The organism is Rhodoferax sp., assembly GCF_023700745.1.
GTDB lineage: Bacteria > Pseudomonadota > Gammaproteobacteria > Burkholderiales > Burkholderiaceae_C > Rhodoferax.
On sequence record NZ_JAMPYG010000013.1, the window covers coordinates 42,608 to 65,090 of the forward strand.

Genomic DNA, 22,483 nt, shown 5'->3' on the forward strand with positions numbered 1-22,483 from the left:
ACGCAAGCGCACAGACCTGTCCTCATGGGCAGTCAACAATGCATTCACGTCCGTGCCAGCATGCTCTGCGTTGCACGATTTAATTCTTAACTGACTTGGAGAACTCTCATGAACTTTACCCAACGTATTTCTGCTGCCGTCCTGTTATTGACCGCCTTGGGCCTGGGTGGCTGCGCCGGCATGACCCACCAGGAAAAGGGCACGGCCACCGGTGCGGTGATTGGCGGCGTCGCGGGCAACATCGTTGGTGGCGGCCTGCTGGGCACAGCCGCCGGTGCCGCCGTGGGTGGTGTCATTGGCCACGAAGTGACCAAATAAAAGCGCCTCGCTTTGACCTGCGGCGCAGGTCGCCGTGGGCTTGATCGCTGCTTGAACCAGCACAACAAGGCCCGCCGTTGCACATGCGACTTCATCAAAAATTTTTTGCACTGGCCTTGACTGGCTCGGTGTTACTGCCCCTCGTGCTGGTGACCGCACCGACGGCGGCCCAGATACCGCAAGCTGACAGCCGATTTTGCGGCTATTGCGGTACGGTCGCGGCAGTGAACCTGATTGCGGCCCAGGGCCAAGGCGGCCACCCTGGCGGTAGCGTGCTCGGCGCTTTGCTGACCAACCAGGCGGACGATGGCCGCAGCAGCAAGCACTTTGAGGTGGTCGTGCGCATGCAAAATGGCAGCTTGCAAACAGTCACCTACGCCACCGAGCCTGGCTTCAAGGCAGGCGACAAGGTGCACATCATCGACGGCCTCCTTGTGCACCAGCCTTGACCGGGGCTGTTCCGCCGTGAAAGTTGAAAATTCGCTTGCTGCTGGTTCAAAACCGCAGAGCGCCAATTGCCTTGACGATGCCGTTTAACCCGCCACTCTGCTGGACGCTGTTCAATTCGGTGTGCTGGACACGGCCATGTTTGCACTGATCTACAAAGTGATGCTACGCGCCCGGGTGTTGTGGCGAGAGGTCTGGACCGGTGCCTTGTTCACCGCCTTGCTGATCAGGGCCGAATTCACCTGGGTTTATGCCAATTTGTTTGGCTCCAGAGAAGCGCTTAAACCTGCGATTTGAAGTAGTTGAAGGAATGCACTAAGGCTTCACGCACCTTGTCCATTTCCGTCGTCATGGCTTTCCAAGTGTCTTCACTCGCTGCCTTAAGTTCATCGAGCTTGGCGCTAGCCAGCTTGGACTGGTGACGCAGCTTGCGCATTTCTTCCAAATAAGCGTCGCGGGCATCGGCCTTGGCTTCCTCGGCCTTGGCCTCCAGCTTGTTCATGTTGGCATCGAGCGCATCGAGTTGGGATTTCATGGTTTCGATGTAGGTGTTTTTGGCGGTCATGGTCATGGCTCCTGAAGTTGAAAAAAGGGGGGCTTAACGCGCAACAATCTTGCCGCTGTCGTCCGAGAGAACAATTTCGACACGGCGGTTGAGCTGGCGGCTGGCAGCGCTGTCGTTGGCGGCCACAGGGAAAGATTCGCCGTAACCGCGCATGTCAATGCGCTCACGCGCCACACCCAGCTCCAGCAAGGCGGTGCGTACCGCGCTGGCACGGCGCTCGGACAGGCCCTGGTTGTAGTCTGCGGCACCGGTACTGTCGGCAAAGCCTTCAATCAGCACATTGCGCTCCGGGTTTTGCTGCAACACGATGGCCAGCTTCTGGGCGCTGCGCATGCCGTCAGCCGTCAGGCGTGACAGGTCGGTGCCAAATAACACGTCACCCAAAGTGATGACCATGCCGCGCGCCGTTTTTTTAGCGGCCAACTCGGCCAGTTGGGCTTCAAGTTGCGCGGCATGGGCCTGCGCCTCTTGCGTCTGGCGCTGGGCATTGGCCGCGTCCAGCTGGGCTTGTTGAGCCTGGCGCTGAGCCTGAGCAGCATCGCTTTGCGCCAGTTGAGCGGCCTGGGTGGCATTGTCGGCACGCATCCGGGCTACATTGGCCTCGTTGGTGCGCTGGTCCAGGCGCATCTGGTCACGCTCTTTGCCGGCGTTGGCAATCTCGGCCTCGGCCACTTTGCGTTTGGTCACTTCTTGCGTGAGGGCAATTTTTTGTTTGGCCAGGTAAGCCAGGTTGTTGATCATGTCGTCGCTGCCGCGTTCATTGGCCTCCACGTTGGCCTGTGCCATGGCCTGGGTGGCCTGTTTCATTTCCAGCGGCGCATAGGTGGCAATGTCGGGGTTGCCTTGTGCGACCTGGTAGTCGGTTCGGGCCTGATCCAGCAGCGAGGTGGTTTTAGGCGTCGAGCTACAGCCCGCCATGAGGGCGGCAAGCGCCAGAGCGATCGGGGCCAATTGGGTTTTTTTCATGATGTGTCCTGACGGTGTTGAATGAATTAGCGGGGGCGGTTGAGTTCTTCGCGCAGCACGCGAATATCTTCCTGCAGCACGTCGGCAGCGGCCTGTGCCTTGACGGAACTGGCTTTGCTTTGCGCCAGCTTGGCATCGGCTTGCGCCTGGTTGGCCATTTCAATGGCCAGCTTGTAGTCCTTGGCCAACATGGCTTGGTTGGCCAGGGCCAGTTTTTCGCGGGCGGCCGTCATTTCGAGCGGCGCATACTGGGCGCCACCGGCACCTGCCGCGTTGGCCACGGCGGCGTTTGACACCGCCACATCGGCCGTAGCCGGAGTCTTCAAACTGCTGCAGCCCAGCGTCAGCGCGAGTGTGGCGGCAGAAATCAGGGCAAGACCGCCCCTGGTGTTTGTCTTCATCATGGAATTCCTGTAACGGTTCAGCCAAAACGAAAATGTTTTGGGCATATCGCGTTATCGGTGATTCGTCCGGAGAAGTCTGTTCGCTGGCATACACAGGGACTTCATGGCTTGATGGGAGACAGCGCTCTGCTGTCATGGCGGCGGGGGCGCCGCTCCCACAAGCGGGCGATTTGCAGCAGGCCAGCCCCCAGGTCGATGGATGACCGGACCCTTGGACCGAGGGCTGTCCGGCCCTCAACCCGGGCTGATCACCCGCTGCAGCACGAGCTCTTTCTTGGGCCCTGGCACTTTTTTGCGCGCCAGCAGGGTGTACATGGTGGGCACCACAAACACCGTGAGCAGGGTGCCCAGACTCATGCCGCCCACAATGACCCAGCCAATCTGGTGCCGGCTCTCGGCACCGGCACCGGTGGCAATGGCCAGCGGCACCGCGCCCAGCACCATGGCGCCGGTGGTCATCATGATGGGTCGCAGGCGCTGCGTCGCCGACTGCTGGATGGCAGCCAGCGTGTCCAGACCCTGCTCGCGCAATTTATTGGCAAATTCAACGATCAGAATGCCGTGTTTAGTGATCAGGCCCACCAGCGTGATCAGGCCAATCTGGCTGAACACATTGAGGGTGCCGCCCGACCATTTGAGCGCCAGCAGCGCACCCGCCATCGACAGCGGCACGCTGAACAGAATCACAAACGGATCGACAAAACTCTCAAACTGTGCCGCCAGCACCAGAAAGATGAACAACAGCGCCAGCGCAAACACCAGCGTCAGCGATTCAGACGACTTTTTGAATTCCCGGCTGATGCCGTTCAGGTCGGTGGCATAGCCAGGTTGGAGCACTTTTTGCGCGGTGGCATCCATGAACTGCAAGGCCTCGCCCACCGAATAGGTGGCCGACAAATTGGACGTGATGGTGGCCGAGCGGCGCTGGCCGAAGTGGATCAGCTCACGCGGCACCACCACCTCGCGGATGGTCACCAGCGCGGACAGCGGGATCAGTTCGGCACCTTTGCCACGGACAAATATTTTCTCGATGTCGTCGGGTGTGTCCCGGCCCGTCGGCGTGGTCTGCACGATCACGTCGTATTGCTCGCCACCGCGTTTGTAGCGCGTCACCTTGCGCCCGCCGAGCAACGTTTCGATGGCACGTGCAATCAGGTCCACCCCCACGCCCATGTCGGCAGCACGTTCGCGGTCCACTTCCAGCTTGATCTCGGGCTTGTTCAGACGCAAGTCCGTGTCCACCTGGACAAAGCCCGGATTCTTGGCCAATTCGTCCTGAAACGCACGCACGGTTTGCGCCAGATTCTGGTAGCTCTCGGAGGTGATGATGACGAACTCGATCGGCCGGCTGCTGAAGCCCTGGCCCAACGATGGCGGCGTGATCGGTGTGGCCGTGACACCTGACAGGCTGGACACGCGCGGCGTCATGGCGCGCGCCATTTCGAGCGTGGTACGCTGGCGCTGATCCCATGGCTTGGCTCTGAAAAAGATGTTGCCTTGCGACACCGTGGGATTGCCAATAGTGGAAAAAATACGGTCGAATTCGGGGTAATCCTCAGCGATGCGCTCAATACTGCGCGCATAACGGTCGGTGTAGGTCAGCGTTGCGCCATCCGGCGCATTGATGCGCGCCAACACCACACCACGGTCTTCCAGCGGTGCGAGTTCACGTTTGATGTCGCCCAATGTCCACCAGGTCACAACACCACTGGCCAGCATCACCAGCAACACCAGATAACGTCGTTTGAGCGACCAGCCGAGCAGCCTGGCGTAAGTGCGGGTCACCCAGACCAGCAGGTTTTCCATGTGCGAGTCAAACCAGGTGGGGTGCGGGTTGTGCCTGAGCAGCAGCGACGACAACATCGGTGACAAGGTGAGCGCCACGATGCCGGAAATCACCACCGCGCCCGCCAGCGCCAGCGCAAATTCGGTGAACAGGCGACCGGTGCGTCCTGGAGAAAAAGCCAGCGGCGCATACACCGCCACCAGTGTCATGGTCATGGCGACAATGGCAAAACCGACCTCGCGCGCACCCTTGATGGCAGCCTGGAATGGCGCCATGCCCTCTTCGATGTGGCGATAAATGTTTTCCAGCATGACGATGGCATCGTCCACCACCAGACCAATCGCCAGCACCAGGGCCAGCAGCGTGAGCGTGTTGATGCTGAAGCCCGCCAGCGACATCATGGCAAAGGTGCCAATCAGCGACACCGGAATGGTGATGAGCGGAATCAGCGAGGCGCGCAGCGTGCGCAAAAACACAAAAATCACCAGCGCCACCAGCACCGCGGCTTCGACAATGGTGGTGAACACAGCTTTGATCGACTGGTCGATGAACACCGAGTTGTCGTTGGCCACCTCGATTTGCACGCCGGGCGGCAAGTCGCGGCGCAGTTTTGCGAGCAATCCTTGTACGCCTTTGGACAAGTCAAGCGGGTTGGCCGTGCTTTGCTTGACCACGCCCACGCCCACGGCATCGCGGCCGTTCAGGCGCACAAAAGAGCGCTCATCCACCGGCGCTTCCTGGACGCGGGCGACATCGCCAATGCGGATCGGCTGGCCCGCCACGCTGCGAATCACCACCTGGGCAAATTCCTGCGGCCGCTGCAGGTCCGTGGCAGCGGTGACATTGAATTCGCGTTGCTGGCTTTCGATGCGTCCGGCAGGTACTTCCAGATTGGCACGGCGCAGGGCATCTTCGAGGTCTTGCACCGTGAGCTTGTAGGCCGCCAGCTTGTCGGGATCAACCCAGATGCGCATGGAAAATTTGCGTTCACCATAGACGTTCACTTCAGCCGCGCCGGGGGCAGTTTGCAGCACCGGCTTGACCAGCGTGTTGGCCATCTCTGACAACTGCAGCGCATTGTGGGTGTCGGAACTGAGCGCCAGGAAGATCACGGGAAAAGACTCGGCCTCGACCTTGGCAATGACCGGTTCGTCAATGCCCTGCGGCAGGCGTTGCCGCACCCGGGTCACTTTGTCACGCACATCGGCGGCGGCGGCATCGGCGTCGCGGCTCAGGGCAAAACGCACCGAGATCTGGCTACGTTCCTGACGGCTGTTGGAGGTGATGACATCCACACCCTCAATGCCGGAGAGCGAGTCTTCCAGCACTTTGGTCACCTGGGTTTCCATCACCTCACTGGAGGCACCGGCAAAAGTGGTCGTGACAGACACCACCGGTTCGTCAATTTTGGGGTATTCGCGCACCGTCAGGGAATTGAACGACACCGAGCCAATCAGCACGATCAGCAGTGACAGTACGGTGGCAAAGACCGGGCGGCGGATGGAGGTTTCAGCCAGTTGCATCTTGGACTTCCTGGCGAATCAGCGACTGGCTGACGCAACGGGAGCGGCGGCAGCTAACGCTTGGCCAGCCGGCTTGCCGAGCTCGACAATGCGCACCGGTGAACCGTCTTTTTGCAACCGCTGCTGGCCTGCCACCACCACGGTGTCGCCCAGGTCGAGACCTTGCACAATTTCCACCTTGCCCTGGCGGCGCACGCCCAGCGTCACTTCCTGCCGTTGCGAGACAAACTTGCTCTCGGGTGGCATGGCGTTAGCGTCCGGCGGCGCCACCAGCTTGATGACAAACTGCTTGTTACCCTGGGGCACGATGGCTTCTTCTGGCACGACCAACGCCGATGCATTGACGGAAAACACGGTGGTGACCCGGGCAAACATGCCCGAGCGCAAGGCCTGCGGCTGACCCGCCTTGCCGCTGTTGAGCAACACCGCACGCACCCCCACCGAGCGCCCGCTGGCATCCAGCAGCGGGTCAATGGCCTCCACCTGTGCCGTCAAGTTGCTTCCCGGCAAAGCATCCAGCGTCATTTCGACCGTCTGACCGGGTCTGACTTTGCTACCCACGCGTTCGGGCAAGCGAAAGTCAACCAACATCTGGCGCGTGTCTTCCAGCGCCACCAGATCGGCACCGTCTTTCACATAATCACCCACATTCACCAGGCGGATGCCGGCCGTGCCATCAAACGGTGCGCGCACCGCCATGCGGTTGAGCCGGGCCTGCGCCAGAGCCAGCTGGGCCTGCGCCACCTTCAAATTGGCGGCGCTGGTGTCCAGCGTTTGCTGAGCCAGAAATTTCTCGGCAACCAGTTCCTGGGTGCGCTTGAAGCTGGCCTGGGCAATGGCCAGCTGGGCCTGCATTTGCTGCACTTCAGCCTGCTGCAACTGGTCGTCAAACTGCACCAGGATTTGCCCCTTGCGCACCGGGCCGCCATCCTTGAAGTTGAGCGCAATGATGCGCCCCACCAATTCGGGACGCAGCATCACGCTATGGCGGGCGCGCAAGCTGCCCACGGCCTGGGCATCGTCGCGCAACGCCTGCTTCACCACCTTGGCAACTTCTACCCCGACAATCCGTGATGTGCCAGGGCCAGTTCCAGACGGCTTGGCCTCACTGCTGCCGGCGCCCGAGATGGTGGTCGGTGCCAGCGGGCGCGACTGCAGCCACCAGGCCGCAGCACCGGCCAAAGCGATACCCACAACAGCCACTGCTGCGAAAGAAGATTTAGAAGCCATAAAATTTTTCTAATCAAAGCCACTGGAACATGTACGTGGCGTACTTTAGCGGCACACAGGGTAACCGGTCGGACGAGGGGCCACCTTTTACCCAAACTTCACTTGCTGCAGCTTGGCGCATGGTCAACGCTGGCGCAGTGCCATTGCCACTCCCTGATTGGCCAATTCATCGGCGCGCTCGTTACCGGGGTCGCCATTGTGACCGCGCACCCAGCGCCACTCGATCTGGTGGGTACCGTTGTTGACCAGCGCATCCAGGCGTTGCCACAGATCCACATTCTTGACCGGTGCCTTGTTGGCCGTTTTCCAGCCGCGCGCCTTCCAGCCTGGCAGCCATTCGGTCATGCCTTTGAGCACGTACTGGCTGTCAACGTGCAGCGTGACGCGGCAAGGACGCTTCAAGGCGGACAGTGCCGCGATCACGGCCATCATCTCCATGCGGTTGTTGGTGGTCCCCATTTCGCCACCAAAGAGCTCTTTTTGGGCATCGGCAGATTTCAACAGCACGCCCCAACCGCCCGGGCCCGGATTGCCTTTGCAGGCACCATCGGTGTATATGTCAATCGGATTCAAAAACTTGACCTCATCCTTCATGGGTTAAAAATATTCGGATTTGCTGGCGCCAGAACTGTTGGCGATCGACACCGGTGCATTGGCCAAAATCCGTGCCGGTTTCCAGGCCGGGTTGAGCAATGTCATGCCACGCACCCGCTTGACCGCCACCAAACAATACACTGCGCCCAAGAACGGCCACCAACGCGCTCCGACCGGGTCCAGCCAGGCAGAACGCTGCAACCAGGGTGCGCTGGAAAAAGCCGGCCGGTAACAGCCAAAGTGTTCAGCCTCAATCTCAAAGCTCAGCAGGCGCAACCAGTCGCGGCAGCGCCGATAACCAATGAATTCACCCGCCTGTGGCAAAAACAGCCGATTCATGCTCAGACGCCGGTAAAGATGCGCCCGTTGCTGGCGAAAGCCCCACAGGCTCAAGGGATTAAAACCGCAAATTACCACCCGCCCCTCGGGCACCAGCACCCGGGCCACTTCATTCAAGGCGGTATGCGGGTCTGCGGTGAGTTCCAGGGCGTGCGGCAGCACCACCAGATCGAGGCTGTTGGCAGGAAAAGGCAGTGCGGCAAAGTCGCTGACGAAAGCGGCTTTGTCATGGGGTGTTTCAGTGGCCAGCCAGCGGTGCGGCATGCGGTTGGCGGCCAGCGCATCGAGTTCAGGCAAACCCAGTTGCAGGGCATGGAAACCGAACACATTGGCCACCACCGCAGCCATTTGCGCACGCTCCCAAGCCAGCAGGTAAGCCCCGGGCGGTGTCGTCATCCATTCGTGCAAACCTATAATTTGTTCAGCCATGAAGTTAATTCCAATACCTGCTTTCAACGACAACTACATCTGGATGTTGCACGACGAACGTCGGGCCCTGGTGGTGGACCCTGGGGATGCCCAACCCGTGCTGGCTGCCCTGGCACGAGATGGGCTGACACTGGAATCGATTTTAGTCACGCACCATCACGGCGACCACACCGGCGGGGTTGAGGTCCTGCGCCAGAACACCGGCGCACAAGTGTATGGCCCCGCGGCCGAGCGCATGCCCGAGCCGCTGCAGAGACTGGGCGACGGCGACACCATCACACCACTCGGACTGCGTTTTGAGGTGCTGCTGGTGCCGGGCCATACCGCCGGGCACATTGCCTACTGGGGCCAGATACCTGATGCAGACCCCGTGCTGTTCTGTGGTGACACCTTGTTCAGCGCCGGTTGCGGGCGCCTGTTTGAAGGCACACCCGGGCAAATGCTGGCCTCCTTGACACGGCTGGCGGCCTTGCCGGAGGCCACCCGCGTGTGTTGCGCCCATGAATATACTTTAGGCAGTTTGCGTTTTGCGCTTGCCGTTGAGCCCGACAATACCGACTTGCAGGCTTACCAGGCACGTGCCAGGACACTGCGCCAGCAGCTTTTGCCCACGCTGCCATCCTCGATCGGTCTTGAAAAAGCCGTGAACCCCTTTTTACGCACCCATTTGCCCAAGGTGGCCCATGCGGTGCAGCAGATCGATCCCAATGCAGACGACCCTGTCGCTGTGTTTGCCACCCTGCGAACCTGGAAAGACAAATTTTGAAACAACTTTTTTACGCGCTAGCCTTGCTGTCAAGCCTCTGGCTGGCCGGCTGTGCGACGTCCGTTCCCGCCGACAACACATCGGTCACCACGAGCATTTCGGCTGGCAGCACGACCACCAGCGTGCCTTATGCCACGGACAGCAGCGCAGCGGTCTATCCGGGCGGCGGTCTCAAACCGCTGGCCAGCGACCCTGCCTTGCGCTCACGCACCGTCCAGTCCCTCTTGCCGCCGGCCGACCTGTGGGAACGTGTGCGCCGTGGTTTCGCCATGTCCGACCTTGACAACGATCTGGTGCGCGAACGCGAACTCTGGTACAGCAGCCGCCCCGATTACGTGGCGCGCATGACCGAACGCGGCAGCAAATACCTGTTCTATATCGTCGAGGAACTGGAGCGGCGCGACATGCCCAGTGAGCTGGCGCTGTTGCCGTTTATTGAGAGCGCATTCAACCCACAGGCCGTCTCCAGCGCCAAGGCCGCCGGCATGTGGCAGTTCATGCCGGCCACGGGAAAGTACTTTGACCTCACACAGAACATGTTTCGCGACGACCGCCGCGACGTGATCGAATCCACCCGCGCCGCGCTCGACTACATGCAAAAACTTTACCGCATGTTTGGCGACTGGCATCTGGCGCTGGCAGCCTACAACTGGGGCGAAGGCAGCGTGCAGCGGGCCATCAAGAAAGCCAGACAGACCGGCACGGGCACCAGCTATGACGATCTCGTCATGCCCATGGAAACCCGCTTGTACGTGCCGAAACTGCAGGCCGTGAAAAACATTGTGGCCCACCCTGAATCCTTCAGGGTGGTACTGCCGGAGATCGGCAACCACCCCTATTTCCAGAGCGTCGAGATTGAGCGCGACATCGACGTCGCGCTCGCAGCCGAACTCGCCGGGGTGCCACTGGACGACTTTCGGGCGCTCAACCCATCGGCCAGCAAACCGGTTTTATTGGCAGCCAGCAACTCCCAGATTCTGCTGCCCTGGGACAACGCCGAGCGCTTTCAAAATAACCTGACCGCTTACACCGGAGACCGTCTGGCCAACTGGACCGCCTGGGTCGCCCCCACCACCCTCAGTCCGGCGGATGCAGCCAAACATGTCGGCATGAGCGAAGCCGAATTGCGCAGCGTCAACAAGATTCCGCCGCGGATGCGGGTTCGGGCCGGATCAACCCTGCTGGTGCGCCGCTCGGCAAGCATGAACAATGATGTCACCGCCCATGTCGCCAACAACGGCTATTTGACCCTGGCGCCCGACGTGGTACTCAAAAGAACCGTGGTCAAGGCGGGCAAAAAAGACAATGTGGCCAGTATGGCCAGGCGCTTCAGCGTGAGTGCCCAGGTACTTGCAAACTGGAACAAGGTGAGCACGTCGGCCACGTTCAAACGGGGTCAATCGGTGGTGCTTTACTTGCCAGCCAAGGCCCGCCCTGTGCGCAGCGCCAAGGTGCGCAGCAAAACGGCCGTTGCCAAAACGGTCAAGCGCGCGCCAGCCAGGACAGCAGCCCGAAACAAACCCGTCAAGCTGGCTCGCCAGTAAACGACTCAGCGGCGGTCCAGCAGCGCATGGGCAATGGTGCCCAGATCCACGTATTCAAGCTCGCTGCCCACCGGCACGCCGCGCGCCAGGCGCGTCAGGTGCAGACCCCGGGCCTTGAGCCCTTCACTGATGACATGGGCCGTGGCCTCGCCCTCGGCCGTGAAATTGGTCGCCAGAATGACCTCTTGCACGCTGCCGTCCAGCGCCCGGTCGAACAGCTTTTTCAGGCCGATGTCGTGCGGGCCGATGCCATCCAAGGGGCTGAGTTTGCCCATCAGTACAAAATAAAGCCCCTTGTAGGCACCGGTGCGTTCCATCGCTGACTGATCGGCCGGGGTTTCCACCACGCACAATTTGCTAACGTCGCGGCGGATGTCCTGACAGGTGGCGCAGACCAAGGCTTCGGTAAAGGTATGGCAACGTTCGCAATGCTGCACCGCCTGTGTCGCATGCGCCAATGCCATCGACAGCGCTTGTGCCCCGGCACGGTCATGCTGCAGCAAATGGAATGCCATGCGCTGCGCCGACTTGACCCCCACGCCCGGCAGGCGTCGCAGTCCCTGGATCAGTGCTTCTAGCGCATTGGTGTCAGCCATGGGTAGTCGAAATCACGCTCGCTCGGTCGTCGTCTTGATCAGTTGGGGACAGAGCTTGTGCGCTTCGCGTCACTGCGGTCTTTCCCACAATACCTCAAAAAGGAAACTTCATGCCGCCGGGCAGGCCTGGCATGCCGGCGGTGATCTTGCCCATTTTTTCAGCTGAAGTTTCCTCGGCCTTGCGCACCGCGGCGTTGAAGGCCGCTGCCACCAGGTCTTCGAGCATGTCCTTGTCGTCGGCCAGCAAGCTGGGGTCGATGGTGACGCGTTTCACATCATGCTTGCAGGTCATGGTGACTTTGACCAGGCCCGCACCCGACTCGCCCGTGACCTCGATATTGCCCAATTCATCCTGGGCTTTTTTCATGTTGTCCTGCATCGCCTGCGCTTGTTTCATGAGGCCGGCGAGTTGTCCTTTGTTGAACATGGGATTTCCTTGTTTGATTTAAATCGTCTATTGAAAAAGTGCCGGGGCACATGCCCTGCTCAGCCGGCACAGATAAAGATCACGGTGTGAAGCAATCCTTCACACCGGTTTGATGCTGCCGGGAACGATTTTCGCCCCAAAATCACGCATCAGCGACTGCACCAAGGGGTCATCGAAAACGATTTTTTCAGCCACCAGCTGGGCTTGTGCCGCCATAGCGGCGTTGCGCCTGGCCGGACTGTCGGTGACACGCCCGACCTCCGCCACCAGACTCACCGGGTAGCCTGCCGTGGCCAGGGCCGCCGCCAAACGCTCGCGGCTGCCCGGCTGGTTGAGCGACTCACGTTCCACGCGCAACAACCACTGGTCACTGTCACGCGCCACCAGTTGCGACTGCAAAGCCAGTTCCCGCACCATGGCACCAATGGCCTCGGATGCAATCAGGGCCTGCACCGTGCTGTACCAAAAATCGCCCTCCGGACTGCCTGGCACTGCCGCCACGCGTTCAAGCGGCACATCGCGCCTGGAGTCTGGCTGCTCATGCACCATGACGGCTTCAATCTTTGCGGTCTGCGGGATAGGGTCCGGTGAGACGGGAGCTGGCGTCTGCCTTCCTGGCATGTCGCGCACCGGTAAACGCTGGCCATGGGGAGTGACGGCAGCGGGCGGGACCAGCGGCGTGACAGCCGGTACCGGCGCTACGGGAACGACCAGCGTTGCTTGCGGTGGCATTGACCTGGATCTCGGCAGCTGGGCCGGCGGCTCAACGCTGGAATGGGGTGCAATTTTCAGCGTTTTTTTTTCCTGTGTGGCGCCACCGGTCACCGCGGGTTTGAACGCCAGCAGACGCAGCAGGACCATGGTCAGGGCGGCATATTCATCGGGCGCCAAACCCAGTTCATTGCGTCCGTGCAGACAGATGCTGTAGAGCAATTGGGTTTCATCGGCCGGCATCAGCGTCGCCAATAGCGAGATTTCAGCAAGTTCAGGGTCACTGTCATCCTGGGCGCTGTCAGGCACGGCCTGCAACACCGCCATACGCTGCAGCACGCCGCTCATTTCTTCCAGCGTCGAGGCGGCACTCAAGCCGTGGGTGCGCAAGGCCTCCGAGGTCTCCACCACCGTTTTGCCATCGCCCTGAGCCAGCGCCTGCAGCAAACGGAACACATACGAGCGGTCCACACTACCCAGCATCTGGCGCACCGTAGCTTCCTGCAAAACCCCCGAACCAAAAGCAATGGCCTGGTCGGTCAAGCTGAGCGCATCGCGCATGGAGCCGCGTGCGGCACGGGCCAGCAAACGCAGCGCCGGCAGGTCGGAGCTGACCTGCTCCTGGTGCAGCACCTTTTGCAAATGCTCACGGATGGTCTCTGGCGCCATCGGTCGCAAATTGAACTGCAGACAGCGCGACAACACCGTCACCGGCACTTTTTGCGGGTCGGTGGTGGCCAGAACAAACTTCAGATACTCGGGCGGCTCTTCCAGCGTTTTCAGCATGGCGTTGAACGCCGTGTTGGTGAGCATGTGCACTTCGTCGATCATGAAGACTTTGAAGCGCCCCTGCACCGGCTTGTACACCGCCTGCTCCAGCAGCGCCTGGACCTCGTCCACGCCCCGGTTGGAGGCCGCATCGAGCTCGGTGTAGTCGACGAAACGACCACTGTCGATATCGGTGCAGGCCTGGCAGACACCGCAAGGCGTGGCTGTGATGCCACCCTGGCCGTCCGCACCCTGGCAGTTGAGTGACTTGGCCAGAATGCGCGAGACGGTCGTCTTGCCGACGCCACGCGTACCGGTAAACAGGTAGGCGTGGTGCAAACGCTGGGTGATGAGCGCATTGGTCAGGGCCTGCACCACGTGGTCCTGCCCGACCATTTCGGTAAAGTTGCGAGGGCGGTATTTGCGGGCGAGCACAAGGTATGACATTTCCTGATTCTAAAGGGCCATATAACCCGTAAACTCCTTGTTCCGGAGGCGTCGTCAAATGCCTGACCGGTAAGTCCATCCAATTTGACAACTTTGAAGGAGAAGTACCATGGCAGGTAAATTTGAAATCAGCAAATCAAAAAATGGAAAGTTTCTGTTTAATCTGAAAGCGGGCAATGGCCAGGTCATTCTGACCAGCCAGATGTACGAATCCAAGACCGACGCCACCCAGGGTATTGAATCGTGCAAAACCAACGCAGCCGTGGACGAGCGCTTTGTCCGTGCCGAGTCCACCTCCGGTCAGCCTTATTTCAGCCTGAAGGCAGCCAACGGCCAGGTCATTGGACGCAGCGAAATGTATTCCTCAGAAGCCTCACGCGAGAATGGCATTGCCTCCGTCAAGAGCAACGCCCCGGGAGCCCCCACAAACGATCTGACAGGGGCATAAGGCTTTACAATTGACGACGACGAGCCTTCCCGCATGGTGAAGCGGCCAACCGGGTCAGGTGGGGAACCAAGCAGCCCTAACTGTGGAGCCAGTGCCGGGGTCAAGGCTCGTCACCCTCATTGAGATCATCTCGGTCTTCGAGCGGTGCAAACCGGGTAAGACCCCGTGATCCGTCCCTTTGCCTTTTAACTGTAAAACCTGTAGCACAGGCCGAATTTACGCTATAGTTTTAGAGTAAAAAGCAACAAAATACCTGATTTCCTGTTTGCTTTTGTGGCCCATCAGGTCTTTCAACTACGCACGCCTCCTGGAGACAAGTTTCATGACTTCCAAAGACAATATTGCCATTGGTCAATTGTTGAGCCTGCTGGAGTCACGTTACGCCATTCGGGTGTTGTGGGCCTTGAAAGACGGGCATCCGCAAACCTTTCGCATCCTGCAGGACAGCGTCGGCAACATCACGCCCAACACGCTGAACACCCGCATCAAGGAATTGCGGGCCGCAGGATTCCTCGACCACGGTAGCGACGGCTACCTGGCCACGCCCCTGGGCCTTGATCTGCTCAAGCGCATGGGCGATCTGGCAGCTTTTGCCAATAAATGGGTGGCCAGCCAAGCCCCGGCCAAGGCTTAAAATACATTTTTTCTCAACCACCCTTCATATCCCATGACTACAACTGCTTCTGGCCTCACTATCGAAGACACCATTCTGGGCAGCGGTGCCGTGGCTACAGCTGGCCAAAATGTCACCGTCCACTACACCGGCTGGCTTTACCAGAACGGCGTACAAGGCGCCAAATTTGACTCCAGCAAGGACCGCCGCGATCCGTTTGTGTTCCGCCTGGGCGCCGGCATGGTGATCAGGGGCTGGGACGAAGGCGTGGCCGGCATGCAAGTGGGTGGCGCACGCACCCTCATCATCCCCCCTGAACTGGGTTACGGTGCACGCGGCGCTGGCGGTGTGATTCCGCCCAATGCCACCCTCAAATTTGACGTTGAGTTGCTAAACCTCGGTTAAGCCGGGGCGATCGGCCGCCCGGGCGGCCAAATGAAGCAGCGGGCTTTTTTGGTCCGCTTTTTTCTGCCTTGACAGGTTTGTCACATTTTTTGCCCGGATGCCCTTGCAAAAGAGGTTCTCAGCCCAATCTCTCAAAAACTTGTTGTTTCACAACCATTCACACCTGCATGACCCACCCTAGCACGACCCCACCCGGCTCCCAACCTTCCACGGCCGGTACGCCCAGCCCCGTTGACGCCCCCAGCACCGATTCGGCCTTGCCTGAACTGGAAACGCAGACCCTGGCAAGCTGTCAGGCTGACTTGGTCCTGCTTCAAGCCAAGTGCAACGATCTGGCAGACCAGTATTTGCGCGCCAAGGCCGACACTGAAAATGCCCGGCGCCGTGCCGAAGACGAAATCTCCAAGGCACGCAAGTTTGCACTGGAGTCGTTTGCCGACAGCCTGCTGCCCGTGGTCGACAGTCTGGAGGCGGGTCTGGCCATCAAGGAGGCGACGCTGGAGCAATTGCGCGAAGGCTCACAGGCCACGCTGCGCCAGCTGATCGCAGCACTGGAGCGCAACAAGGTTATTGCCATCAATCCGGCAGCAGGCGACAAGTTCGACCCGCACCAGCACCAGGCCATCAGCGTGGTGCCCTCGGAGCAGGAGGCCAACACCGTGGTCTCGGTGCTGCAAAAGGGCTACCTGATTGCCGAGCGCGTGCTGCGTCCGGCCCTGGTGACCGTGGCCGCCGCAAAATAAAACGACTGCCCGGCTTGAAATGGCAGCCGGCAGCCACACCTTATCCACATTCGAATTTCAAAACCCTCACGGGCTCTTGCACCGGTTGTACGACAGCTGGGCACCTGCCTCAACATTTAAGGAAGCATCATGGGAAGAATCATTGGTATTGACTTGGGCACCACCAACAGCTGCGTTGCCGTCATGGAAGGCAACACCGCCAAAGTGATTGAAAACGCCGAGGGTGCGCGCACCACACCGTCCATCATTGCCTATCAGGAAGATGGCGAAGTGCTGGTGGGGGCCTCGGCCAAGCGCCAATCGGTGACCAACCCGAAGAACACCTTGTATGCCGTGAAGCGCCTGATTGGCCGCAAGTTCACTGAAAAAGAAGTCCAAAAAGACATTGACCTGATGCCCTACAAAATTGCCGCCGCCGACAACGGCGACGCCTGGGTCGAAGTGCGCGGCAACCGCATGGCACCCCAGCAGGTCAGCGCCGACATTCTGCGCAAAATGAAGAAAACCGCCGAAGACTACCTGGGCGAAACCGTGACCGAAGCCGTCATTACCGTCCCCGCCTACTTCAACGATGCCCAGCGCCAAGCCACCAAGGACGCCGGCCGCATTGCCGGCCTCGACGTCAAGCGCATCATCAACGAGCCCACCGCTGCCGCGCTGGCCTTTGGCATGGACAAGAATGAAAAAGGCGACCGCAAGATTGCGGTGTATGACCTCGGCGGCGGCACCTTTGACGTGTCGATCATCGAGATCGCCGATGTCGATGGCGAGAAGCAGTTCGAAGTGCTGTCGACCAACGGCGACACCTTTCTGGGCGGCGAAGACTTTGACCAGCGCGTCATCGACTTCATCATTGCCGAGTTCAAGAAAGAACAAGGCGTGGACCTCAGCAAAGACGTGCTGGCCCTGCAGCGCCTGAAAGAAGCTGCCGAAAAAGCCAAGATCGAGCTCTCCAGCAGCTCGCAAACCGACATCAACCTGCCCTACGTGACCGCCGATGCCTCGGGCCCGAAACACCTGAACATCAAACTCACCCGCGCCAAGCTGGAAAGCCTGGTGGAAGAGCTGATCGAGCGCACCATCGCGCCCTGCCGCATCGCCCTGAAGGACGCCGGCGTGACTGCCTCCGAGATCAATGACGTGATTCTGGTCGGCGGCATGACCCGCATGCCCAAGGTGCAGGAAAAGGTCAAGGAGCTGTTTGGCAAAGAGCCGCGCAAGGACGTCAACCCCGACGAAGCCGTGGCTGTGGGTGCTGCCATCCAGGGCCAGGTGCTCAGTGGTGACCGCAAGGACGTGTTGCTGCTCGACGTGACCCCCTTGAGCCTGGGCATCGAGACCCTGGGCGGTGTCATGACCAAGATGATCACCAAGAACACCACCATTCCGACCAAGTTTGCCCAGACTTTCTCGACCGCCGACGACAACCAGCCGGCCGTGACCATCAAGGTGTTCCAGGGTGAGCGCGAAATCGCTGCCGGCAACAAGCTGCTGGGCGAGTTCAACCTCGAAGGCATTCCGCCCGCTTCACGCGGCACACCGCAAATCGAGGTGTCTTTTGACATTGACGCCAACGGTATCCTGCATGTGGGCGCCAAGGACAAGGGCACCGGCAAAGAGAACAAGATCACCATCAAGGCCAACACCGGCCTGACCGAAGCTGAAATCCAGCAAATGGTCAAGGATGCTGAACTCAACTCGGCCGATGACAAGCGCAAACTGGAACTGGTGCAAGCCAAAAATCAGGCCGATGCCAGCTTGCACAGCGTCAAGAAAAGCCTGACCGAATACGGTGACAAGATCGACGCTGCCGAGAAAGCCAGCATCGAGGAAGCCATCAAGCAGCTTGAAGATGCCCTCAAGTCCGACGACAAGGCCGCCATTGACGAAAAGAGCGCTGCCCTCATGACGGTAAGCCAGAAACTCGGCGAAAAAATGTACGCCGACATGCAAGCCAAGCAGGCGGCTGAAGGCGCGCAGGCCGGCGACGCCGGTCAAGCCGGCACCCAGGGTGGATCGACCCAGGCCGACGACAACGTGGTGGACGCCGAAGTGAAAGAAGTCAAGAAGCCTTAAGCACTTGTTTTCACGCTGTTTTTAAACCGTCTGCGTGCGCCGCGCTGAACCTTGAAAAGTTCACCGCGGCGTTTGCATTGACATCAGGCAAGACCAGACCATGTCCAAAAGAGATTACTACGAAGTGCTGGGTGTTCCCAAAAACGCCTCGGACGAAGAAATCAAGAAGGCTTATCGCAAACACGCGATGAAGCATCACCCTGACCGCAACCAGGGTGATGCTGCCAAAGTGGCCGAAGAAAAATTCAAGGAATCCAAGGAAGCCTACGAAATGCTGTCCGACCCGCAAAAGCGGGCGGCCTACGACCAGCACGGCTTTGCCGGGGTCGACCCCAACATGCGCGGCGGCGCGGGCGGAGAAGCCTATGGCGGGTTCGCCGAGGCATTTGGTGACATTTTTGGTGACATGTTCGGCCAGCAACGGGGCGGCCGTGCCGGCGGCCGGCAGGTCTACCGTGGCGCCGATCTGAGCTACGCCATGGAGATCACGCTGGAAGAAGCGGCCAAAGGCAAGGACGCGCAAATCCGCATTCCCAGCTGGGACAACTGCGACACCTGCCATGGCACCGGCGCCAAACCAGGCACCCAGGTCAAGTCCTGTAGCACCTGCGGTGGCTCGGGCGCAGTACAAATGCGCCAGGGGTTTTTCAGTGTGCAACAAACCTGCCCCACCTGCCGCGGCGCAGGCAAGGTCATTCCCGAGCCCTGCACCGCCTGCCATGGCCAGGGCAAGATCAAGAAGCAGAAAACCCTCGAAGTCAAGATTCCGGTGGGGATCGACGACGGCATGCGGATCCGCAGTGCCGGCAACGGCGAGCCCGGTACCAATGGTGGGCCACCAGGTGACCTGTACATTGAAATCCGCCTGAAAAAGCACGACATCTTCGAGCGCGACGGCGACGACCTGCACTGCTCGGTACCAATCAGCATCATCACGGCCACGCTGGGCGGAGAAATCGACGTGCCCACGCTCGAAGGCAAGGCAGCCATCGACATCCCTGAAGGCACCCAGACCGGCAAGCAGTTCCGCTTGCGCGGCAAAGGTATCAAGGGCGTGCGCTCGAACTACCCCGGCGACCTGTACTGTCACATTCTGGTTGAAACCCCTGTCAAATTGACCGAACACCAGCGCAAGCTGATGCGCGAGCTCGACGAATCCTTCAAAAAGGGGGGCAGCAAGCACTCGCCCACTGGCGACACCTGGACCGATCGGCTGAAAAGCTTTTTCAGTTGATATTTATCGCCTGATCGACCTTTAAAAAGTTCAAAATAAAGCCACGCAGTTGTGTGACAACGGCGTGGCTTTATTGTTTGGACAACACAAGGAGAGCGAATAATGAGTGTCACCATCACCTTCCTGGGCGGGGCCGGCACCGTGACCGGCTCCAAGTACCTGGTGCAGCACGATGGCAAGCGCCTGCTGGTGGACTGCGGCCTGTTCCAGGGCTACAAGCAATTGCGCCTGCGCAACTGGGCACCGCTGCCGGTAGCCCCCGATCAGATCCATGCGGTGTTGCTGACCCATGCCCACCTCGACCACAGCGGCTACCTGCCCCTGCTGGCCAAGGAGGGTTTTACCGGCCATGTGTACGCCAGCCGGGGCACGCGTGACCTGTGCCGCATCCTGTGGCCCGACAGCGGCCACATCCAGGAAGAAGACGCGGCGTTTGCCAACCGTCACGGCTTTTCCAGACACGCCCCTGCCCTGCCCCTGTATACGCGCCAGGACGCGCTCGATGCGCTGCCGTTGTTGAAGGCGGTTGAATTTGACAAGACCTTCAGTCCTATGCCCGGCTGGAAGGCCACTTTCAGTCCGGCCGGGCACATCCTGGGTGCCTCCAGCATCCTGCTCGAAATGGCTGGCCGGCGTATCCTGTTCTCTGGCGACCTGGGCCGACCGGACGACCTCATCATGAGCCCGCCCGATGCCGCGCCACAAGCCGACACCGTGCTGATCGAGTCCACTTACGGCGACAGGATTCACCCCAGGGAAGATATTCCTGCCGAATTGTCGCCTGCCCTGCAGCGTGTCGCCAAACGTGGTGGCGTGGCCGTGGTGCCGGTGTTTGCCGTGGGCCGTGCCCAGGCCTTGCTGCACGCCATTCACCTGCTCAAAATCAAGGGTGAGTTGCCAACCTCGCTGCCAGTTTTCCTGGACAGCCCGATGGCTGTGCACACCACCCGTTTGTTTGAAGACCACCCCGGTGAGCACCGTCTGAGCCACCAGGACACGCGTGCGCTGACGCGCAACGCCACCATGATCAACAGCACCGATGAATCCAAGGCCCTGGCCAGTCGTCACGGTCCCATGGTGATCCTGTCGGCCAGCGGCATGGCCACCGGCGGGCGCGTGCTGCACCACATCGCCCACTACGCCGGCAACCACCGCAACATGATCATCCTGACCGGCTACCAGGCCCCCGGCACACGCGGTGCCACGCTGGCCAGTGGTGCCAAGTCGGTACGCATCCACGGGCGCGATGTCGAGGTGAACGCCGAAGTGGTGCAACTCGAATCCGCTTCAGCCCATGCCGATGCCAACCAATTGCTGGCCTGGCTGCGCACCATGCCCGAGCCACCTGACCAGGTCTATGTGGTACATGGCGAAGCGGGTCCGGCCGATACGATGCGCAGCCGCATCAAGCATGAACTGGGCTGGCGTGCCGTGGTGCCCGAGCACGGCTCCACCTGGCCATCATAATGTTGGGGAGCACATCGCTGCGCGAGTGGTCTGACCCGCAAGTTCCTCTAAAAAAATCCATGTCGAAATTCCTGACTGCCGCCTTTTACAAATTTGTCGAGCTGCCCGACTACACAGCGCTGAAAGAACCCCTGCTGGCGTTTTGCCAGCAACACGGCGTCAAAGGCATGATTTTGCTGGCCACCGAGGGTATCAACAGCACCATTGCCGGCCCGGCCGAAGGCGTGCACGCGGTACTGGCCTATTTGCGCCAGGATCCGCGACTGGCCGACCTGCAGCACAAGGAAGCCTGGTCGGACAAGGCGCCGTTCTACCGCATGAAGGTACGCCTGAAACGTGAGATCGTCACGCTCGGGGTACCCGAGGCCAACCCGGCCAAACTGGCGGGTACCTATGTCAAACCAGCCGACTGGAACCAGCTCATTTCTGACCCCGAGGTGGTGGTAGTTGACACCCGCAACCACTATGAGGTGGACATTGGCAGCTTCGCCGGCGCGCTCAATCCGCACATCGACAGTTTTTCGGAACTGCCGCAATGGGTCGAACAGACGGCTGCACTGAACCCGGCCAGCGGCAAAAAACCGAAAGTGGCGATGTTTTGCACCGGTGGCATCCGCTGCGAAAAATCCACGGCGCTGCTGCGTGCGCAGGGCTTCGATGAGGTCTACCACCTTGAAGGCGGCATTCTGAAATACCTAGAAACGGTGCCACCGGAGCAAAGCCTATGGCAAGGAGCCTGCTTTGTCTTTGACGAACGTGTGTCAGTCGGTCACGGACTCGAAGTAGGCGACTATGGCCTGTGCCGTGCTTGCCGCATGCCGATCAGCGAGGCCGACAAGTTGTCGCCGCTGTTTGAGGACGGCGTCAGCTGCGCCCGCTGCCACGCTGTGACCAGCGACAGCCAAAAAGCCGGCGCCCGCGAACGCAAGCGCCAATGGGGCCTGGCCAAAGCGCGCGGACTGGACTGGGTTGGGGCGTGCAAGTAAACGCTTACCCGGTTCTGTACTCGTTTCGCCGCTGCCCGTACGCCATGCGCGCCCGCCTGGCGCTGGCGGTCAGCCATCAAACCTGCGAATTACGCGAGGTGGTGCTGAGCCGCAAACCGGCTGAACTGCACCAAGCCTCAGCCAAGGCCACGGTGCCGGTGCTGGTGGATACAGACGGGCGCGTCCTGGAAGAAAGTCTCGACATCATGCTGTGGGCGCTGCAACGCCATGACCCCTTGCAATGGTTGCCAGAACCGGAGCATCTGGCCGACGTCATGCATTGGATCAAGCGCTGTGACGATGAATTCAAGCCGCAGTTGGACCGCTACAAATACCCGACCCGATTTGAGCTTGCTGATCGGTCTGAGCCCCGCAACGCAGTCGCCCGGTTCCTCGCTGACCTGCAGCAGCGTTTGACTGAAACCACCTGCCTGTCAGGTACCCAGTGGGGCTTGGCAGATGCTGCCATTGGGCCCTTTGTGCGCCAATGCGCGCACACCGACAGCGCCTGGTTTGCCAGCCAGCCCTGGCCGAACCTGCAGAACTGGCTGGCTGACTTTGAGGCTTCGGCGCTGTTTCAAATTGTCATGGTCAAACACCCACCGTGGCAGCCGGGGCAGCCGCAGACCTTGGTGTTTGAGCCGTGAGGCA

24 protein-coding genes and 1 other RNA gene are annotated in these 22,483 nt (G+C 60.2%); 15 read left to right on the top strand and 10 right to left on the bottom strand.

Annotated elements, in window-relative coordinates:
• The first annotated feature begins 108 nt into the window (after positions 1-108).
• The 3 genes from NDJ10_RS11045 (at position 109) to NDJ10_RS11055 (ending at position 1,062) form a co-directional block, all read left to right on the top strand.
• Positions 109-318, top strand: coding sequence for a glycine zipper 2TM domain-containing protein (locus NDJ10_RS11045; RefSeq protein WP_296162141.1), 210 nt, complete (start codon positions 109-111; stop codon positions 316-318).
• A gap of 83 nt (positions 319-401) precedes the next feature.
• Positions 402-767, top strand: a complete 366-nt coding sequence (locus tag NDJ10_RS11050; protein WP_296162144.1) for a hypothetical protein — start codon at positions 402-404, stop codon at positions 765-767.
• 136 nt (positions 768-903) lie between these two features.
• Positions 904-1,062: a hypothetical protein gene (locus NDJ10_RS11055; RefSeq protein WP_296162147.1), complete on the top strand. Its 159-nt coding sequence runs from the start codon at positions 904-906 to the stop codon at positions 1,060-1,062.
• Here the strand turns inward: NDJ10_RS11055 and NDJ10_RS11060 are convergent.
• From NDJ10_RS11060 to NDJ10_RS11090, 7 genes are all read right to left on the bottom strand, one after another.
• Positions 1,046-1,330 (bottom strand): hypothetical protein, encoded by a 285-nt coding sequence (locus NDJ10_RS11060; protein ID WP_296162149.1) that lies wholly within the window; start codon positions 1,328-1,330, stop codon positions 1,046-1,048. The genes NDJ10_RS11055 and NDJ10_RS11060 overlap by 17 nt on opposite strands.
• A gap of 33 nt (positions 1,331-1,363) precedes the next feature.
• The gene (locus NDJ10_RS11065; RefSeq protein ID WP_296162150.1) at positions 1,364-2,296 is read right to left on the bottom strand and encodes an OmpA family protein; all 933 of its coding nucleotides are present in this window, start codon (positions 2,294-2,296) and stop codon (positions 1,364-1,366) included.
• A gap of 26 nt (positions 2,297-2,322) precedes the next feature.
• The gene (locus NDJ10_RS11070) at positions 2,323-2,697 is read right to left on the bottom strand and encodes a DUF4398 domain-containing protein (RefSeq protein ID WP_296162152.1); all 375 of its coding nucleotides are present in this window, start codon (positions 2,695-2,697) and stop codon (positions 2,323-2,325) included.
• Between the two features lie 237 nt (positions 2,698-2,934).
• Positions 2,935-6,009, bottom strand: coding sequence for an efflux RND transporter permease subunit (locus NDJ10_RS11075; RefSeq protein ID WP_296162155.1), 3,075 nt, complete (start codon positions 6,007-6,009; stop codon positions 2,935-2,937).
• Between the two features lie 18 nt (positions 6,010-6,027).
• A complete protein-coding gene (locus NDJ10_RS11080; RefSeq protein ID WP_296162158.1) occupies positions 6,028-7,239 on the bottom strand; it encodes an efflux RND transporter periplasmic adaptor subunit in 1,212 nt (403 codons plus the stop codon).
• A gap of 123 nt (positions 7,240-7,362) precedes the next feature.
• A complete protein-coding gene (rnhA, locus tag NDJ10_RS11085; protein ID WP_296162239.1) occupies positions 7,363-7,812 on the bottom strand; it encodes a ribonuclease HI in 450 nt (149 codons plus the stop codon).
• 24 nt (positions 7,813-7,836) lie between these two features.
• On the bottom strand, positions 7,837-8,601 hold the full coding sequence (locus NDJ10_RS11090; RefSeq protein ID WP_296162160.1) for a methyltransferase domain-containing protein: 765 nt from the start codon (positions 8,599-8,601) through the stop codon (positions 7,837-7,839).
• Here NDJ10_RS11090 and gloB point away from each other — a divergent pair.
• Positions 8,600-9,367, top strand: a complete 768-nt coding sequence (gene gloB, locus NDJ10_RS11095; protein ID WP_296162162.1) for a hydroxyacylglutathione hydrolase — start codon at positions 8,600-8,602, stop codon at positions 9,365-9,367. The genes NDJ10_RS11090 and gloB overlap by 2 nt on opposite strands.
• Entirely contained in the window at positions 9,364-10,911 is a 1,548-nt protein-coding gene (locus NDJ10_RS11100) for a transglycosylase SLT domain-containing protein (RefSeq protein WP_296162164.1), read from the top strand. The genes gloB and NDJ10_RS11100 overlap by 4 nt, the downstream gene beginning before the upstream one ends.
• 5 nt (positions 10,912-10,916) lie before the next feature.
• Here NDJ10_RS11100 and recR read toward each other — a convergent pair whose 3' ends face one another.
• The 3 genes from recR to dnaX form a co-directional block, all read right to left on the bottom strand.
• On the bottom strand, positions 10,917-11,507 hold the full coding sequence (recR, locus tag NDJ10_RS11105; RefSeq protein ID WP_296162166.1) for a recombination mediator RecR: 591 nt from the start codon (positions 11,505-11,507) through the stop codon (positions 10,917-10,919).
• Positions 11,508-11,601: 94 nt separating this feature from the next.
• Positions 11,602-11,934: a YbaB/EbfC family nucleoid-associated protein gene (locus tag NDJ10_RS11110; RefSeq protein WP_296162168.1), complete on the bottom strand. Its 333-nt coding sequence runs from the start codon at positions 11,932-11,934 to the stop codon at positions 11,602-11,604.
• Positions 11,935-12,033: 99 nt separating this feature from the next.
• The gene (gene dnaX / locus NDJ10_RS11115) at positions 12,034-13,860 is read right to left on the bottom strand and encodes a DNA polymerase III subunit gamma/tau (RefSeq protein ID WP_296162173.1); all 1,827 of its coding nucleotides are present in this window, start codon (positions 13,858-13,860) and stop codon (positions 12,034-12,036) included.
• A 109-nt stretch (positions 13,861-13,969) separates the two neighbouring features.
• Here dnaX and NDJ10_RS11120 point away from each other — a divergent pair, with 109 nt between their 5' ends.
• From NDJ10_RS11120 to NDJ10_RS11165, 10 genes are all read left to right on the top strand, one after another.
• Positions 13,970-14,308, top strand: a complete 339-nt coding sequence (locus NDJ10_RS11120; RefSeq protein WP_296162176.1) for a YegP family protein — start codon at positions 13,970-13,972, stop codon at positions 14,306-14,308.
• A gap of 18 nt (positions 14,309-14,326) precedes the next feature.
• An RNA gene (ffs, locus tag NDJ10_RS11125) (signal recognition particle sRNA small type) lies at positions 14,327-14,423 on the top strand.
• Positions 14,424-14,630: 207 nt separating this feature from the next.
• Positions 14,631-14,942 (top strand): winged helix-turn-helix transcriptional regulator, encoded by a 312-nt coding sequence (locus NDJ10_RS11130; protein ID WP_296162179.1) that lies wholly within the window; start codon positions 14,631-14,633, stop codon positions 14,940-14,942.
• Between the two features lie 33 nt (positions 14,943-14,975).
• Positions 14,976-15,326: an FKBP-type peptidyl-prolyl cis-trans isomerase gene (locus NDJ10_RS11135; RefSeq protein WP_296162181.1), complete on the top strand. Its 351-nt coding sequence runs from the start codon at positions 14,976-14,978 to the stop codon at positions 15,324-15,326.
• A 167-nt stretch (positions 15,327-15,493) separates the two neighbouring features.
• Entirely contained in the window at positions 15,494-16,069 is a 576-nt protein-coding gene (gene grpE, locus NDJ10_RS11140) for a nucleotide exchange factor GrpE (protein ID WP_296162183.1), read from the top strand.
• A 129-nt stretch (positions 16,070-16,198) separates the two neighbouring features.
• On the top strand, positions 16,199-18,145 hold the full coding sequence (gene dnaK / locus NDJ10_RS11145) for a molecular chaperone DnaK (RefSeq protein WP_296162185.1): 1,947 nt from the start codon (positions 16,199-16,201) through the stop codon (positions 18,143-18,145).
• Between the two features lie 100 nt (positions 18,146-18,245).
• Positions 18,246-19,379 carry a molecular chaperone DnaJ gene (gene dnaJ / locus NDJ10_RS11150; protein WP_296162187.1) on the top strand — a complete coding sequence of 378 codons (1,134 nt, stop codon included), beginning with the start codon at positions 18,246-18,248 and terminating at the stop codon, positions 19,377-19,379.
• A gap of 102 nt (positions 19,380-19,481) precedes the next feature.
• Positions 19,482-20,846: an MBL fold metallo-hydrolase gene (locus tag NDJ10_RS11155; RefSeq protein ID WP_296162189.1), complete on the top strand. Its 1,365-nt coding sequence runs from the start codon at positions 19,482-19,484 to the stop codon at positions 20,844-20,846.
• A gap of 59 nt (positions 20,847-20,905) precedes the next feature.
• Complete coding sequence (locus NDJ10_RS11160; protein ID WP_296162191.1) at positions 20,906-21,832, top strand: rhodanese-related sulfurtransferase; 927 nt, start codon at positions 20,906-20,908, stop codon at positions 21,830-21,832.
• 44 nt (positions 21,833-21,876) lie between these two features.
• Positions 21,877-22,479: a glutathione S-transferase gene (locus NDJ10_RS11165; protein ID WP_296162240.1), complete on the top strand. Its 603-nt coding sequence runs from the start codon at positions 21,877-21,879 to the stop codon at positions 22,477-22,479.
• The last annotated feature ends 4 nt before the right edge of the window (positions 22,480-22,483 follow it).